General features: G+C 39.3%; 20 protein-coding genes. 15 read left to right on the plus strand and 5 right to left on the minus strand.

The features are described from left to right. Positions 1 to 575 precede the first annotated feature (575 nt). Positions 576 to 1838, plus strand: a complete 1263-nt coding sequence (locus Q1A31_RS00005) for a 6-phosphofructokinase (protein WP_299870711.1) — start codon at positions 576 to 578, stop codon at positions 1836 to 1838. A gap of 87 nt (positions 1839 to 1925) precedes the next feature. On the opposite strand, the gene Q1A31_RS00010 is transcribed toward Q1A31_RS00005, so the two are convergent. The 3 genes from Q1A31_RS00010 to Q1A31_RS00020 form a co-directional block, all read right to left on the minus strand. Continuing rightward, positions 1926 to 2246: a hypothetical protein gene (locus Q1A31_RS00010; protein WP_299870712.1), complete on the minus strand. Its 321-nt coding sequence runs from the start codon at positions 2244 to 2246 to the stop codon at positions 1926 to 1928. Between the two features lie 301 nt (positions 2247 to 2547). Further along, complete coding sequence (locus Q1A31_RS00015) at positions 2548 to 2871, minus strand: BON domain-containing protein (RefSeq protein WP_299870713.1); 324 nt, start codon at positions 2869 to 2871, stop codon at positions 2548 to 2550. A 156-nt stretch (positions 2872 to 3027) separates the two neighbouring features. After that, on the minus strand, positions 3028 to 3933 hold the full coding sequence (locus Q1A31_RS00020; RefSeq protein ID WP_299870714.1) for a 5'-3' exonuclease H3TH domain-containing protein: 906 nt from the start codon (positions 3931 to 3933) through the stop codon (positions 3028 to 3030). Between the two features lie 180 nt (positions 3934 to 4113). Between Q1A31_RS00020 and Q1A31_RS00025 the strand changes: the two genes are divergently transcribed. Further along, entirely contained in the window at positions 4114 to 4722 is a 609-nt protein-coding gene (locus Q1A31_RS00025; protein WP_299870715.1) for a hypothetical protein, read from the plus strand. Between the two features lie 46 nt (positions 4723 to 4768). On the opposite strand, the gene Q1A31_RS00030 is transcribed toward Q1A31_RS00025, so the two are convergent. Next, positions 4769 to 5542, minus strand: coding sequence for an ATP-binding protein (locus Q1A31_RS00030; RefSeq protein WP_299870716.1), 774 nt, complete (start codon positions 5540 to 5542; stop codon positions 4769 to 4771). A 36-nt stretch (positions 5543 to 5578) separates the two neighbouring features. Here Q1A31_RS00030 and pip point away from each other — a divergent pair, with 36 nt between their 5' ends. The 11 genes from pip to Q1A31_RS00085 all read left to right on the plus strand — a co-directional run bounded on the left by pip (position 5579) and on the right by Q1A31_RS00085 (position 13446). Beyond that, positions 5579 to 6532, plus strand: coding sequence for a prolyl aminopeptidase (gene pip, locus Q1A31_RS00035; RefSeq protein WP_299870717.1), 954 nt, complete (start codon positions 5579 to 5581; stop codon positions 6530 to 6532). Beyond that, positions 6529 to 6966: a D-aminoacyl-tRNA deacylase gene (dtd, locus tag Q1A31_RS00040; RefSeq protein WP_299870718.1), complete on the plus strand. Its 438-nt coding sequence runs from the start codon at positions 6529 to 6531 to the stop codon at positions 6964 to 6966. Before pip ends, dtd begins: the two co-directional genes overlap by 4 nt. 316 nt (positions 6967 to 7282) lie before the next feature. Further along, a complete protein-coding gene (locus tag Q1A31_RS00045; RefSeq protein ID WP_299870719.1) occupies positions 7283 to 7480 on the plus strand; it encodes a hypothetical protein in 198 nt (65 codons plus the stop codon). A 112-nt stretch (positions 7481 to 7592) separates the two neighbouring features. Beyond that, positions 7593 to 8306, plus strand: a complete 714-nt coding sequence (locus tag Q1A31_RS00050) for a rhodanese-like domain-containing protein (protein ID WP_299870720.1) — start codon at positions 7593 to 7595, stop codon at positions 8304 to 8306. Between the two features lie 207 nt (positions 8307 to 8513). Further along, entirely contained in the window at positions 8514 to 9161 is a 648-nt protein-coding gene (locus tag Q1A31_RS00055) for a MotA/TolQ/ExbB proton channel family protein (RefSeq protein WP_299870721.1), read from the plus strand. 3 nt (positions 9162 to 9164) lie between these two features. Further along, positions 9165 to 9824 carry a hypothetical protein gene (locus Q1A31_RS00060; protein ID WP_299870722.1) on the plus strand — a complete coding sequence of 220 codons (660 nt, stop codon included), beginning with the start codon at positions 9165 to 9167 and terminating at the stop codon, positions 9822 to 9824. Continuing rightward, entirely contained in the window at positions 9821 to 10312 is a 492-nt protein-coding gene (locus Q1A31_RS00065) for a hypothetical protein (protein ID WP_299870723.1), read from the plus strand. The genes Q1A31_RS00060 and Q1A31_RS00065 overlap by 4 nt, the downstream gene beginning before the upstream one ends. 182 nt (positions 10313 to 10494) lie before the next feature. Beyond that, positions 10495 to 10728, plus strand: coding sequence for a BolA family protein (locus Q1A31_RS00070; RefSeq protein WP_299870724.1), 234 nt, complete (start codon positions 10495 to 10497; stop codon positions 10726 to 10728). Positions 10729 to 10736: 8 nt separating this feature from the next. After that, a complete protein-coding gene (locus Q1A31_RS00075; protein ID WP_299870725.1) occupies positions 10737 to 11009 on the plus strand; it encodes a sulfurtransferase TusA family protein in 273 nt (90 codons plus the stop codon). 9 nt (positions 11010 to 11018) lie between these two features. Then, a complete protein-coding gene (locus Q1A31_RS00080; protein ID WP_299870726.1) occupies positions 11019 to 12158 on the plus strand; it encodes a cation diffusion facilitator family transporter in 1140 nt (379 codons plus the stop codon). A gap of 103 nt (positions 12159 to 12261) precedes the next feature. Beyond that, positions 12262 to 13446 (plus strand): hypothetical protein, encoded by a 1185-nt coding sequence (locus Q1A31_RS00085; RefSeq protein ID WP_299870727.1) that lies wholly within the window; start codon positions 12262 to 12264, stop codon positions 13444 to 13446. Between the two features lie 83 nt (positions 13447 to 13529). Here the strand turns inward: Q1A31_RS00085 and Q1A31_RS00090 are convergent, their stop codons facing one another. Continuing rightward, complete coding sequence (locus tag Q1A31_RS00090) at positions 13530 to 14036, minus strand: rhodanese-like domain-containing protein (RefSeq protein WP_299870728.1); 507 nt, start codon at positions 14034 to 14036, stop codon at positions 13530 to 13532. A 251-nt stretch (positions 14037 to 14287) separates the two neighbouring features. On the opposite strand from Q1A31_RS00090, the gene Q1A31_RS00095 reads away from it, so the two are divergent. Both Q1A31_RS00095 and rarD read left to right on the plus strand, forming a co-directional pair. Further along, on the plus strand, positions 14288 to 15496 hold the full coding sequence (locus Q1A31_RS00095) for an ankyrin repeat domain-containing protein (RefSeq protein WP_299870729.1): 1209 nt from the start codon (positions 14288 to 14290) through the stop codon (positions 15494 to 15496). A 425-nt stretch (positions 15497 to 15921) separates the two neighbouring features. Next, positions 15922 to 16815, plus strand: a complete 894-nt coding sequence (rarD, locus tag Q1A31_RS00100; RefSeq protein WP_299870730.1) for an EamA family transporter RarD — start codon at positions 15922 to 15924, stop codon at positions 16813 to 16815. Positions 16816 to 16844: the final 29 nt, after the last annotated feature.

Genomic DNA, 16844 nt, shown 5'->3' on the forward strand with positions numbered 1-16844 from the left:
GAGGCTTAAAGCCGCTTGGAATGATAACTTTCGGTTCAAAACGCTGTTTAACTTATGATTATAATGCGTTTGCCCTGGGTCACCCCCCTACTTTAAGTGAGTTTTATGTAGCTACACCTTCTTACCGGCAAGCATCAAACATATAAATGGGCTGAATGATTTTACTCTTCAGCCCATTTTTTTATTTACAGTTTTTGTCTGCTTTATCTCTATTTTTGGTTCGGTTTAAATAGTTTTTCTATCTGAGGATATTAAGTAAAGTAATTCAATATTCTCTAGCATTTTCAATTCTTGTCATTTATTAATAATAATAATTATCCTGCAAAATAATGATTTATTCGCGAGAGTCACGTATTATCCTTTGCTTTTAAAATCATAAGTACCTCTAAATAGTCACTAATTAATAGCAAAAGACTAGATTGATTGGGATAAAATTAACCCAGAAACATCGCTTAAACGTAACTTGTGATAAACAATAATAATAAATCCTGACCTCTTATGCATACGTCGGCATAAATCAAGGAACAGGAATAACGAATTAATAACCTAAAGATAGATAATCGCTAGGAGAAAATATGTCTGTAAAAAATGCATTTTATGCCCAGTCGGGTGGAGTCACTTCGGTAATCAACGCTTCTGCTTGTGGCGTTATTCAAACTGCTAAAAAACACGGTGATAAAATTGGCACCGTCTACGCAGGTAAAAATGGAATCATAGGCGCACTCACCGAAAATCTCATAGATACAAGTAAAGAGTCTGACGAGGATATCGCGGGTTTACTTCATACGCCTTCCGGTGCATTTGGCTCTTGCCGATATAAAATGAAAAGTCTGGAAGAAAACAAAGTTGAATACGATCGATTAATAGAAGTTTTTAAAGCACATAATATCGGTTACTTCTTCTATAACGGTGGCGGTGATTCTGCAGATACCTGTTTGAAAGTGTCGCAGCTATCAGAAAAAATGGGATACCCTATTCAAGCCATTCATGTGCCTAAAACAGTTGATAACGACTTACCAGTGACAGATAACTGCCCGGGTTTTGGTTCGGTTGCAAAATACATTGCCGTTTCAACAAGAGAAGCCAGTTTTGATGTTGCTTCTATGGCGGAAACATCCACGAAAATTTTCGTTCTTGAAGTGATGGGACGTCATGCAGGCTGGATTGCCGCAGCCGGCGCACTTGCTGCTGACGAAGACAACGATATTCCAGTTGTTGTGCTGTTCCCTGAAATTAAGTTTGATAAAGAAAAATTCTTGGCGCTCGTCGACTCAAAAGTAAAAAGTCACGGTTATTGCAGCATTGTGGTTTCAGAAGGAACCGCTTGGCCTGACGGTAGATTTTTAGCAGAACAAGGAACGCGTGATGATTTTGGTCACGCTCAACTGGGTGGTGCTGCGCCAGTAGTGGCTAATATGATCAAAGAAGCGCTTGGTTATAAATTCCATTGGGCTGTAGCTGATTATTTACAACGTGCAGCACGCCACTTGGCATCAAAATCTGATGTTGAACAAGCTTATGCTCTTGGTGAAGCTGCTGTTGAAATGGCAGTCGCAGGAAAGAATTCTGTAATGCCTGCGATTATCCGTACTTCTAACAATCCCTATAAATGGGAAATTGGATCAGGAAATTTAGCTGATATCGCTAATGTAGAAAAAATGATGCCAATGGAATACATCAGCGAAGATGGTTTTGGTATAACCGACGCTTGTCGTGAGTATTTACTGCCGTTGATTGAAGGTGAATCTTACCCTCCTTACAAAAACGGCATGCCAGACTATGTGACGTTAAAGAAAGAATTGGTATCAAAGAAGTTACCAGAATTTACGATGAAATGATTTGATTATTCAATGCAATAAAAAAGCCCTGTAATACAGGGCTTTTTTATTGCTAAAGTAATTTCGTTTAGAATATTTAGATGATGCTTAGTTTAAGTATTTTTGTAAATTTGCTTCTTTAACTGTATTTTCAAATGCTTTGTACGCTTCAAAATCTACACCACTAATTTTTGGAACATCTTCATAAGATAACTTTTCTAATTTCTCTTCCATCTGTTTCAGCTGAAGTTTTAAGCGGGCATTTTCTTTGATCGATTCACCTAAATAATCTTTGACCAATGTTAAGTCTTTATCCGATTCCTGTTGTCTATTTTGACCGTAATAGTGATGCAACCACCAACCGATTAATGAACCGGTAATAATAGCAACGGTGCTAATAAGCGCTATTTGAAATAAAAAGTATGTCATAAATATCATCCTTGATTATTAGCTCTGTGTCTAAGCCATGACTCATTGCTAATTTACTGTACGCATTATTTGCGTTTGTCTTTAAGCTATTAACTGCCAGCAATCCTTGCTTGGCTGTTTTCTCTTTGACTAACTCAACTAAAGCTAAGTCACTCTTGTATTTCTTATCCTTCTTGTATTAATACATATTCTACTTCTCGCATTAATACGTCCATAACTAATAGTTTAGCAATGAAAGGTAAAAAATGTGTCTCTGTTCATCAGTACTAACGGTGGGTCTATCAGAGAATCTGTATAGTTTTTATTCGTTTGTTTGGTTTTTGACCACTAGTTGATTCTTCACCTGATTAATACCACGAATATTATTAACAATACTTTCAGCCTTCATCCAGTCTGCATGATTCAGGGTAAATCCTTCCAACAAAACATCCCTACCCTCAACACTTACTTTAACCGTCTTTATTCCACTTTCTCTAAGATCACCGTGAACCTGATCTTTGATGCTTAACTCTATACTCGGTCGCAAAAGATAATTAGATAGCACAACTAAAGTAGCAACTACCAAAAGTCCTATCAATAAAAGCAGAGTTAGTGGACTCTTTGATGTCGTAACCTCTGCCTGCATTTTGAAATAACCATTTGTTTCTAAGTAGAAGCTGGAAATTTAACAACAACTTTGGAGAAAGTTCGAAGGTATAGGACAACAGGGGGAAGAAAAGAGACTAGTGGGAAATAGCCAAATAAATGCCGACTAAATTTTAAGCAACCTTATACAGCCTGGCTATTCAGCTATATTCTGTAAGAGATCATTATGAAGTTTCAGCCATATTTCTTGATCTTTTTCGGATAGATTTAACTGATCACAAAACGAATTAAAAGCATCCGTATCCAATATTGATACTTCAAAATCACTGGGCATAACTTCTTCGATATCGCAGACTATTCCTGTTAATTGTCGAGCAAGTAATATTGTTTCTTGATGCTCCAAGATTAACTGCTGTATTCGAGCAGCTCCGCGAATTTGCATTGATGAAATTTCAGAAGTGTTTTCCAATAGATTTTCAAGTGTTTCAAATTTTCTCAGTAATTTTCCTGCTGTTGACATTCCAACACCAGGCACACCAGGAATATTATCGGATTTATCGCCAGCTATCGCTAGCTGATCAGCAATTTGACTAGGCTTTGCTCCAAAACGTTTAGTGATTTTTTTCTCATCTAGTTTTTCACCACGTAGGTATTCCCACCAATGATCACCCTCTTTTACTAATTGCGCTAAATCCTTATCAGCGGTGATTAAATTCACGGGAATCAAATTTGTATTAAGCTGTTTTGCCCATGTACCCAATAAATCATCAGCCTCATAAAATGAGCTCGCTCCTTCTAAAATACCCAAATGACGCAAAAATTCTCTGCATAAACGAAATTGCAGTCTTAAGGAATCAGGCGCAGTTGCTCTATTGGCTTTGTATTCAGGGTAAATTTCTCTGCGATGTGATGTTAGTAGACTTTCATCAAAAGCAAAACCAATTAATTGTGGCTTCTGTTCAGACAAAAGCTTGTAAACAAAATCCATAAAACCGACTACCGCGTTAATAGAATTCCCATCAACATCGTAGATATCCTCATGAGTAAACCATGCTTTAAACACATAAATACTGGAATCGATTAACCAGGCAGGTTTTTTCATGGTAAATGTAGAGAAGGTAGGACGAGCATAGAATACCTGAAGCGTGATTAGAAAAGAGTTACATTAAATTATAAACGGTATAATCCGCTAGTCTGGGAAATCTTGTGATAACAATTGAGATTGGATATATTTGTTTAAAACCCAATAAAAATAAAATAATAAAAATAAAAGGCAAACCCGATGAATAAAATGTTACCTGTAGTTGCACTTTGTAGTGCTGCAATTTTAACAACAATTCTATTGAATGGTTGTGATAAACCAGCGTCAGCGAATGCGAAAGCTCCCCAGCCACATCTGTCGACGTTTTTATCTCTTCATAACCAATACTGTGAAAAGAAATATGATACCCCAGAATCTCTTCAAAGCTCACTTGATAAAGCACCCGAACTAGCACCCGCAAAAGATTTCAATGGTGTTTACGAAGTCCATGTAAATGGTATTAGTTTTGCTGTATCTCCTGAAGAAGATGGTTGTACCACTGATGTTATGGTTCAAACCAGTGATAAAAAGGAATTATTTTCTTTCGAAGATATAAACAAAGCGTTGTTATCAGTTGGTTATGTTGAAACAGGCGAACCTGTATCACGCAAAGATCTGGGTACAGATCAGTCTGAACTTACCATCATTGAGAAGAAATATATTTCTCCTAAAGGTGAAATTACTACCCTGGATTTTCCTCTAGAAAAGAAAGATAAATATTATATGACGCTTTTTGCTGAAAAGTTCTCAGAAGCAAAAAGAGAGACTAAAGAGAGAATTATTCAATCTCTTAAAATGGCATCAAACTAAGAAAAACGTTTTATAAATCTTAAAGATACGGGTTTACCAAAGGTAATTATTCCTTTGGTAAACCAACACTCATTAACGGTTTCATTGTCGTTAACAAAGTCCCAAATAAATTATCCACTTGCTGCTCTTGTTGAGCCAATAGCTGTTTCATACTCTCACGTTGAGTCGGCATAGAAAAACACGCTGGGCAATTTTCCATAATCACTGGTAACTCTTGCTCTTTCGCAAAGCTAGCTAGTTCTTTTTCACGCACATATACCAATGGACGAATGATTCTAAGGTCACCATCATCATTCACATAATGCGCTTTCATTGTTTTTAATTTACCGCCATGAAATGCAGACATTAAAAAACTTTCTGCCAAATCATCCAGATGCTGTCCTAGAGCAATTACGTTATAACCGTATTCTCTGGCGGTGCTATATATAATTCCACGCTTGATTCGAGAACAAAATGAACAATATGAATCACCCGTCATGTGATCATCTGCCATTTCTAGAATAGGCTCTTGCTTGAAGAAATATTCAACCCCTACTTCTTTCAAATAAGGAATCAAAGGAGAAGGATCATACTCGCCAGATTGAGGGTCAACAGTCATCGCTCCTACATCAAACTTAATGGGCGCATGTCGTTGAAAATGCAATAATAAGTGCAATAGGCTCAATGAGTCTTTGCCGCCAGACAGGCCTAGTAATACTTTGTCACCTTCTCTGATCATCCCAAAGTCAATTATTGCCTTGCCTGCGTTCTTTCGAAGCTTTTTAGGCAAGTCAATACTCGGTATAGATTTACGATTCTTTGTCATAACGGTATTATGCATAAAACTTCACATAAATGTTAAGGACATCGCTACGTAATGAGTGAACTATTCCCGCCAATCCATGAAAACCGCCATTTTTTTCTAGATGTTGGAGATCAACATAAAATCTATGTAGAGGAGTGCGGAAATCCCGATGGAATTCCAGTCATATTCTTACACGGTGGTCCTGGTGCAGGTTGTGGTGAGATACACCGCCAATTCTTTGATCCTGAAAAATACTGGATCATTCTTTTTGACCAGCGAGGTTGTGGTAGATCAACTCCACACGCATCCATTGAAAACAACACCACTCAAGACCTGGTCTCAGATATCGAAAAAATTCGTAATGAATTAAATATTGATAAATGGGTCGTTTCTGGTGGATCGTGGGGCAGCACCTTATCTTTAGTTTATGCTCAAACACACACAGAAAACGTTCTAGGGCTGATTCTTCGCGGCATTTTCTTTAGTACACCAAAAGAAATTAATTGGTTTTATCAGGAAGGTGCCAGCCAGATTTTTCCTGATTATTGGGAAGATTTTGTTGAGCCTATTCCAGAAGAAGAAAGAGACAACTTCTTACTTGCCTATCACAAGCGCTTGAATAGCGATAATGAGATTGCAAAAATGGGAGCAGCCAAAGCATGGTCGCTTTGGGAAGCGAGAACAGCAACCTTACAACCAAGCCCATCTGGAATTAAAAAATATCACGATCCTAAAAATGCGATGGGTATCTCCCGCATTGAAACGCATTACTTTATGAATAATGGGTTTTTAGAAGAAAACCAGATCCTGAACAATATGGATAAACTTCAGGATATACCGGGCTTCATTGTTCACGGTAGATACGACATGATATGTCCCATCAAACAAGGTTACGATTTACACAAAGCCTGGCCTAAATCAGAGTTTTTTGTGGTTCAAAGTGCTGGTCATTCTGCAGGCGAACAAGGAATCACTGCGGCCTTAATTAAAGCCGGCAACGATATGATAAAGTTGCTTCAAAATTGATTGGTTTAATCCAGCGTGTTACTCACGCAAATGTCGTGGTCGATAATAATGAAATAGCGAATATCGACCAGGGCATTCTGCTTCTTTTGGGAGTAGAGAAAGAAGACACTGAGAACAACGCTAAAAACCTTTTAGATAAAATTATAAATTTCAGAATTTTCGAAGATAAAAACGGGAAAATGAATCTTTCCCTGCTTGATACAAGTGGAAGCCTTTTGGTGGTTCCACAATTCACCCTTCCTGCCAATACTCAAAAAGGCACAAGACCCAGTTTTGCTTCTGCCGCCCCACCTCAGCTCGGAAAGGCTTTATTCGATAGTTTTGTTTCACTAGCGTCAAACAAAGTATCTAATCTTCAGACAGGTAAATTTGGTGCTGACATGAAAGTTAGCTTGTGTAATGACGGACCAGTGACGTTTTGGCTGCAAAAGTGATAACGCTATTTAGCTTTAAATAGATTTAGGTCACCCCCCTACTTTAAGCGACTTTTTACCGCTTCGCCTTCCCTTCGGGTCAGCATTAAAAAACAATGCTGTTGTCTCGCTAGCGCTTCAGATCATTTTGTTGTTTAAAATGAGCTAAGGAACTTATGCAGAGCTCAGACATTTTTTCATCTCCACCTTCATTAACATGATGTTTACTCATAATTAATGTTTGTAACTTTTACAGTAATCAATGGGTTGCTTGAATTTATTCGAGATGCGTGTTACTTTTTATTGGCTAGGTAAATATACACAATAGAGAATTTTTATGACTAAAACTATTAAAATTATATCTCTTTTCATTTTATCAATGCTGTTAGCACTATCCCCCGCTTATGCTGCTAGCCATTCTGATAAAGAAGATAAAGCCGATACCACTTCGGAAACAGTTACAGAAGCTGCTGCTGAAGACACCAAAAAAGAAGCCGCTGAAAGCGAAGAAGAGGAAGAGCCAGACTGCGACTAACCCCAATACCCTGAACAGTATCCCTTACTGTTCTTAGTATAACTACGTATTAAAATAAAAACACAATAAAGCTATATTGTGCCTATAAGATATCTCTAGGAGGAGAACATTAATGAAACTATCAAAAATCCTAACTGCATTATTTGTTACAGCAGCTTTCACCATAACCGCAACATCAGCACAGGCTGCATCTCATGGTAAACCTGTAAACATTACGCCAAAACTTGAGCATGTTACAGTTATGCATAATGGCAAAGAAACTAAAATCATGCGTAACCAGGATAATGACAATGTAGTAAATCCTGCTTTTGCTAAAACTTCACGTCCATGTCCTCCTTTCTGTATTCAGCCAATGAATCTTGGTGAAGGTATCGAGACAATCGGCGAAGTTGAGGTAATCAACTACGCAGAAAAAATGAGTGATGGTGATAAAGGCATCATGCTTGTGGACTCACGAACTCCAGATTGGGTTTCAAGAGGAACTATCCCAGGTGCTGTTAACGTTTCCTGGGTAGAATTAACACCTAGTAAAGGTGCAACCACGGAAGGCATAACAAAGGTTATGACAGGCCAGTTTGGAGTTAAATTAGCTAATAATGTAGACGACGTAGATGTCGATGAAGCTATTGCTAACGGAACAACTTCAGCAGTCTTCGATTACTCTGGTGCAAAAACACTGGTTATGTTCTGTAATGGAATGTGGTGTGGGCAGTCTCCTGCTAGTATCGCTGCATTAAGAAAGTTTGGTTACCCAGCTGATAAAATCAAATACTACCGTGGTGGTATGCAAGACTGGGAAATCCTTGGATTATCAACGGCTAAGTAATAGACGTTAAATTCACTAAAAAGGCTGGCATTTGTCAGCCTTTTTTTATGGTTGCTTATTAATGGCTTAGTAATCACTTCAAATAACCTATCTTCTAAAAAATCTATCGTTATATTCATAATAATAAATAGGAGAAGCTAACGACCATTTGCTAGTCTTAATAACAACACAAGCTTGATTTTTACACCATAAACAAAAGGCTCTGTTATGACGCGTGATAGCTACTACCCTTTCTATGGCTGGTTATTAATGGCCGGCGTAATTCTATTCAGTAGTTATTTACTCTGGGACTTTGGCTTATTTCAACAACTGGTAGAAAATGATATCACCTATCTCTCTTCTATCATTCTGCTTTTATTTATCATCATCACCGTATATTTAGGATTTGCCTCCTGGCAACTATCTCGCCAACTACATCTCACCCAGAATTATTCGAACGATAGCAATCCAGACAAAAGCTGGGCGTCGGAACATCTCTCTCTATTACATTTCCAACGACAGCAAGCGCATAATGAATCAGAACCTTTACTTGCAAGACTCATCGAAAAAATCCACAGAGGGCATGTAAATGGCTGGTTTTTCTCTGACGTATTAATGCGCTTAGGATTAATCGGTACTGTCATCGGTTTCGTCTTAATGCTAAGCACCGTTTACCAACTCAAAGACAATGATATTCAGGCCTTACAACAACTCCTCGGTACCATGGGAAGTGGCATGCAGGTCGCACTCTATACCACACTCTCCGGTTTGGGCTGTGGCTTATTGGTAAGCCTTCAGTGCCAATGGCTGGATCGATGTGCAGATACGCTAGTGAGCAAAATTATAGAACTGGGGATGCGAGCCCCTAAACAATAAATCATGGCAAGCCTCTATAAGCAAAGTCGAAATACACCTAAAGTAGATCCTTTTATCGATCTGCTTTTCAATACCTTAATGGGTTTCAGCTTTTTATTCTTAGTGAGTCTATTGTTCATCAATCCGAAAGCTGATCAGGCTAAAGTCGAGAAGCAAGCCGAGTACATTATTTCTGCCACCTGGCCGCAAGATCTCGAAGATGATATCGACTTGTGGATGCGGGCACCTACTGGCCATACCGTTTCATATCTGGAAAAAGAAACGGGCTGGCTACATCTGGAACGGGATGATAGAGGCGAACTCAATGACACTTTAATGATAGATGGCAAAGAAGAAATACATCCTATCAACCAGGAAATCATCACCATCCGCAAACGTAATGCAGGCGAATACATCGTTAATCTTTTTTACTACACGAAAAAATCCCGTAAACCAATTCCGGTAGATATTCGTGTAGATCGAATCAACCCCAAGTACGAAACTGTTTATCGACAAACCATAAACCTAGATAAAGTGAATCAAGAAGAAACTGCAGTAAGATTTACTATTAAAGAAGACGGTAGCGTGCATAACATCAGTAAACTACCAATAGAATTAACCCCCTATTCTCTAGATAGCATGCCATCACTCATACCTGATGCGATGTTAGGTAAGCCAGAATGAATAGCTATCTGATTCTTATTAGTCTCAGCTATATCGCCGTTATCGTATTAGTTGTATGGCTGGGCTTTGGCAAACGGCTCTCGGTGTTAAGCAAAATCACCCTGGCTCTCTTATTACCGCTTGTTTACTTTTTACATTGGACGGGTCTTCAGGAAACCAAAGGCTGGCCGTCAGATCAAACTTTGCCATCACAATTCGAACTCATTGGTGCAGACATACAAGAACCTAATCCACTGAAAGATATCAAAGGCAATATACATCTGTGGATTCGCCCCGAAGACAATGGCCCTCCGCGAGCTTATGCATTAGCGTATTCACGAGAGTTACACAAAAAACTATTTGATACCAAACGCAGAATTGCTCAAGGCAGAAGGCAAATTGGTCTTTTGTATGATGAAAATTCAGGACAAAGTGGAGTTAGTATCGGGGGTAATATGAAGTTAGGTTTCCGTAATGCACCCCGTAAACGACTTCCCCCTAAAAATTAGTTAGGTAATTAAAAAAGTGCCTAAAAGGTAGGGGGTGTCATTTTTATCTAACTTTATCTGTATTAAGTGGTCTGTAACTATCGATAACTTAGGTACAGCTATAAATCTAAACTTAGGTAACCTATAATCTAGCGCATAATTTTTTAGATTTTAATTAGAACTCTTTAGCATTAAGGATAAGAATGAGTATTAGCAATGAAGAAGTAACCAAGCTCATAGAAGCCGGTATTCCCGGTGCAACTGTAACTGTGGATGGTGACGGCTACAAATACGAAACAACGGTTATCAGCGACACATTTGAAGGGTTGAATACCTTGAAACGTCATCAAGCGGTATACGCTGCAGTCAATTCAGCAATCACTTCTGGTGAGTTGCATGCACTTACGATTACTGCAAAAACACCCGCAGAAGCGTAATACAAGTAATGACTTCAAATAAAGATAGTGTTGATAATATAACAACACATAATCTGGATGCCCGACATTTACTTTGCCCAATGCCGGTGATTAAAGTACAAAAAAAGATCGAAGAGCTTGGGCCAGAAGCTGATGGTGATTACTTAGCTGTTATTTGCACTGATCCCGGAACCTTGTACGACATACCTGCCTGGTCAAAAGTCCATGGTCACAAAGTCATAGATAAACGTGAGCAAGACGATGAATATCACATCCTTGTACAAATCTGCCTAAATGATTAATAACGGCAAATGACGGAAACACAAAAAAAACAAGAACGCTATAAAGCCACCCGCAACGTAACGCTTACGGGAGCTATAGTTAATGCACTATTATCTATTGCTCAATTGCTGGGTGGCTACTTCGCACAATCTCAAGCGTTAATCGCAGATGGTGTTCACACGCTATCTGATCTGGCGAGTGACTTTGTTGTGTTGTTTGCTGCAAAAGCAGCTTCTAAAGATGCCGATGAAGATCATCCATACGGTCATGGGCGTTTTGAAACAGTAGCAACGGTTATTCTTGGTGTTGCTTTAGGTGCTGTTGCGATTGGCATTGCGATGAATGCTGTCGGCCGCTTAATGAATCCCGAAAAATTATTACAGCCTCAACCAATAGCCCTACTCTTTGTAGCGCTAGCAATTATCAGTAAAGAAGGCCTTTATCATTACACCATGAGTGTCGCCAACCGCGTTGACTCTAAATTATTAAAAGCAAATGCCTGGCATCATCGATCAGATGCAATCTCTTCTGTATTAGTCGCGATTGGCGTTGCGGGTAGCGTATTCTTTAAGATTCCATGGTTAGATGCCGCAGCCGCAATTGTTGTCGCTGTAATGATTTTCTACATGGGCTTAAAGCTCATTATGGATAGCACCATGGAACTGGTTGATACCGCATGGGAACCAGAAAAAACAGATGAAATTAAAGAATTTATCGGTGATATCGAAGGCGTAGAGGAGATGCATTTACTCCGCACTAGAAAAATGGGTAATGCGGTACTGGGAGATATCCATGTACAGGTTAATCCTTATTTAAGCGTTTCTGAAGGACATCATATTGCTGAAAGCGTGATCACTAAACTGCGTCGTAATTTCCCTGAAATGAATGACATAACTGTTCATATAGATCCGGAAGACGATGAAGTTGCATCATTATCTAAAACGCTACCTAATCGTCATGATTTAATGGTGAAAATTTATCCCGAATTACAAGCGCTTAATATCGATCAAGCCGTGCATAATATTAATTTGCACTATGTGAGAGGGAAGATCGAGCTAGAAATAATTATCAACGCACATCTCCCCATTGAGACCATTACAGCGCTTAAAGAAGCGTGTGAGAATCTTGAGGAAGTAAGATCATTAACCGTGCTCTATCGAATGGTTTAAATAATCAGTATTACTGATAAGATTTATAATGAAGAAAAAATGAAGTTAAGATCGAGTAGAAATGAATAAATAAGTGAATATATAAAAAACAAAAGGAACAGCCATGATTGCGCTACAGCCTAGAGAAATAGTCACCCCTAGACCATCGATGTCACTCTCGATACCCGATGGCATGTCACGTGTGGAGTTCTTCAATAGCGCCGCCAATTTGAAAAACCTCGCCGAAGAAAACGGTTTATTCAGAACCCCCGAAGATTTACTGATGTATCGTAAATTAATCGGTCACAGCACCGAGTTCGATACCTCAATCATCTTAGATACATCGCGACGCATTCTTGACCCACTCGGTCGCCCTGTACGCCGCGATCAAATGAACCGCCAACAAAAGAAAGTCTGGGCAAAAATGACCACCATATTGATCGAATATATGCTGGAAAAATACCCCGATCCAGAAAAGCACTTAATTCTTTGTGGTGAAGCTAGTCTGGATTCTACCTGGCCATTGAATAAACCCGGCGTTCCTAGTATTAGAATGATTCATAATCATTTTATGGTGTTTCCTGTTGCTGATATCAAAGCAGCAAAGCTAGCAGATTCAAATAATCCTAATTTAACGGATAGTGGACACAATACGCTCTTTTTAAGACATTTAAGCGATGTTTATCACGAATTTCTCGATGTTCTCGATTTGCAATTACTCTCGTTTCTACCTTCGGAAGATTGTACTTTGTCACTCACAGGTTACCCACAAGGACTACCCAGCTGGGAATTGATCGGTGGTGCAGAGAAGCTCAATGATCAATACTTCTGGTATGAATTCGAACAGGTATTGCGAGGCTTCCTCGACTTCTATCAGACTTTTTTCACACTCGTTGCAACAGGTGAAGAACGGATACCACCCAATGCGAATTTCCCAACGCAAATAGCGGATGTGCTTTTGGGCAGCAATCGTTTTTTACGCGTTGCCAGAGACCTTCGTGAGCAAGTTATTCAAGACCCACAATTTGCCAATGACATCCGTTGGCGACCTGCCTATAAACAGATCCTTTATCGAGACGACAAGGGTCGTTTAATTGTAACCATTTCGCAAAATTCAGTCGGTAATGCGATTACAGAATTACTAGGCTTGGTCATAAATAGAGTTGAAGACAACGAAGGCTATTCGAAAAAGGAACCGGCTCTGGTAGAAAGATTATTAGAAGCTAGAGAAAGACTGATTGCCGCTAATCTCGGTGAAGCGATCTCAGCGCCTTGCTGGCCGAATGGTGAATTTGTAGCTTGTAGATAAAAAAACGTCACCCCCCTACTTTCAGGCACTTTTTTAGAAAAACTGCCCAAAAGTAGGGGGGTGACTTAGATTATATATTTGTACTAGTTATAAGACGAAACTGGACGTTTTTCAGCCATCCAACCAGTAATTCCATTAGTGACATTCATCACATTTTTATAACCCAGTTGTTCTGCAATAGCACGACTTGCTGCTTGCGTACGATTACCTGTGCGACAAATCAGCATAACTGGCTGATCTGGTTTCGCTAGCGCTGTAAATTCTGGAACAAAATTAGGGTTAATATTCCCTGTTCTATCAAAAAACGTAATGGTTTTGCTACCTTCAACAATGCCTGTTTGCTGCCATTCTTCTTTAAGACGAATATCTACTAATAGAACACCTTGCTCTGTTAGCTCTTTCAATTTTGCATTATCTATATTGCTATACCCGCCAGGTTGAGGAATTGGTTCTGCCCCTTTGGTACTCACTGTCTCTTTTTTATTAGATGTATTCACTGCAGCACTGCTATCAGTTTTGGTATTAGCATTACACGCTGTCATTGCACTTAGTAAAAAACCAAAGATAATAATATGATTAAGTTTTGTCACTGTAGACTCCAAATTTTAAATTTCGCGAAAGTATATCGTTTTATGCACCCCATATACGAATCTAATGAAGATTTGGATACAAAACTTCGCAGTTTTTTTCTATCTACCCATCAAAATATCTTTTTGCGGCACTGAAAATGCAGATTGAGATGAATTCTAAATGACAGAAATCACTATTTTGGCTATGATGGCGACCATTAAGGGGCAAAAATAGACCGCTAAACTAGTGGTCATCTAATAAGGGTGGAATAATGTCGGCTAATTCATTTCGAATTATTTTCAGTGTATTTTTTACAATCACTTTTCTCGCGGGCTGTGGGGGAGCTGGTATTAAATCTACAAGTACAAAGGACGCCACGGCGGAATCTTCTGCAGACTCAGATTCAACTTCAGACAGCAAAGATTCTAAAGATGGCGATGAAGCGAAACCAGCCAAGAAAGTCGAATCTAAATACGGTAGTTTAAAGAAACGTAAAAAACCGGGTCGTCCAAATTCTAATCCAGTATCCAATAAAGCATTCGCAGACAATCTAATGGCCGCTAGACAAAAGGAAGCCGAGCGTTTCCTTAAACAAGGTGCTGATGCCGATACCGTAGCAGCCAACGGCGAGCCTGTGCTTTACACTGCGCTCCGTCAAAGAATGTACGATATCGCAGACAAACTAGTACTATATGGTGCAGATGTAAATGCGACCAATCGCGGAGGACGCACGCCTTTACTAGTTGCGATAGATCAAGGCAGTGACAGCATGGTTCAGCTACTACTAGAAAATGGTGCAGATCCTGATAAATCAAGCAATGGAGGGGAAACTCCTCTTCTCAACGCTATTGAAAGAAACCAGACAGGCATTATCAACAAACTGCTTTACTATCGAGCTGATGCAAACAAAAGTGGAAGAGGCGGTAACCCACTACATCTCGCTATTGCTAAAGCACAGGTTGGAGTGGTTGAAAAATTATTAAAGTTTGGCGCTAATGCAAATACTGGTAGCCAGAAAGGCACGCCTTTACAAGTCGTTCTTAGAAATGGCAATGTCAGTATTGCTAATTTACTTGCTGCTAACGGTGCAGATGTAAACATCTCAGACAGCATCGGCGAGTCTCTATTACACAAGGCTGCAGCCAAAGGTCAACTTGGCTTCGCTCGCGTAATCATCGAAAATGGCGCCAATGTAAACGCTAAAGATAAATATAATGAAACTCCTTTACATGAAGCAGCTGCGAAAGGCAGACTAGACGTCGTTAAGCTTCTATTATCTAAAGGTGCAAAGTTAAACGCCAGAACCGAAAAAAACTGGACTGCGCTTCATAGCGCTGCTCGCTTTGGTCATCCCGAAACTGCCGCCTATTTAATTGGCCGAGGACTCAGTAAAAACTCGTCAAATAGTGATGGAAAAACCCCTCGAGGTCTGGCAAAACACCTTAAGCATGGTGAAGTTATTCAAGTTTTAAAACAATAAAATAAGCTAGCCTAAACCTGATTAATACTAAATTATTGACACAGATCACTATTACAATTTCATCTTAGGTGTAAATTTCAACTTCGTTAAACATTTAGTTATCGGAGTTTATTATGTGGGATTTCACTTTTCCTTCAATTCTTGTCGTTGGTTTAATCATTTTTAGCTGGGTGATGTTTTTTACTACTTTTATTTAATTCAGCTACACCTTTATTTAGCCAGTGACACAACAATCGCTTAGCCAGGAAATTAACTTAGTTTCTTGGCGAAGAAGAAAAAGGTAGGTTTTAAAACTTACCTTTATGTCTGGTATTGGCATCTAAAAAATTGCATTACTTTTTTGACTGGCTTTGCTTATAAAAGAGTCTTAATTAAGTTTGCTTAAAACAGTTAGACTACCCATTAGTATCCTATACTCCTTGCCTATGAATAAAGGCATAATACTAATATTAATGGGATACATCGGCTGGGGCTTATTTCCTCTTTACTGGGCGCTCGTCAAACATGTGCCAGCCTTTGAAGTTTTATCACACCGCATGCTGTGGTCTGTTCCCGTACTTATCATTTTTGTTGCCTTTATCACGAGCTGGCGCTCGGACTTTTTCTCCACATTAAAAAATAAACGAGAACTCGGCTGGCTGTTGCTGACCTCCATATTGATTACGATAAATTGGGGAGTCTACGTATACGCCGTTAATACTGATAGAGTGGTGGAGGCGAGCATGGGGTATTTTCTAAGCCCCTTGCTACACGTACTCGGCGGCTTAATCATTTTCAAAGAACATCTTGGCCCTCTGAGAAAACTTGCCGTTACTTTCGCTACTCTAGGTGTACTTTATTATATCTTAAGCGTAGAAGTGTTCCCCTGGATAGGGCTAGTGGTTGGTTTTAGTTTTGCTGCCTATGGCATCCTAAGAAAATTCATCAAAACCTCCGCAGTCCCGGGACTATTGGTCGAGACCTTATTATTGGTGCCGCTTTCTCTAGGTTATTTGGTATTTATTGAAATGAACGGTGAAGCTGTATTTCTCAACCTGAATCTGAATACCGATATTTTCTTAGGTTTGGCAGGTTTAGTGACAGTGGTACCTTTGGTTTTATTCACCGCTGGGGCGCGTTTAATGCCAATGACTACCGCTGGAATTCTTTTTTATATAACACCGACGATGCAATTTCTAATCGGTGCCTTTATCTTCAAAGAAGTCGTGAATACAGATCAACTCATAGGTTTTAGTGGAATCTGGATTGGCTTGGCGCTTTATTCATTCTCGTTATTAAAGAGACAAGCTAAAATAGAACCAAGCAGGGAAAGTGCTTAGATAAAGTCACCCCCCTACTTTTAGCCCTA

It is taken from the genome of uncultured Cocleimonas sp. (genome assembly GCF_947495625.1).
GTDB lineage: Bacteria > Pseudomonadota > Gammaproteobacteria > Thiotrichales > Thiotrichaceae > Cocleimonas.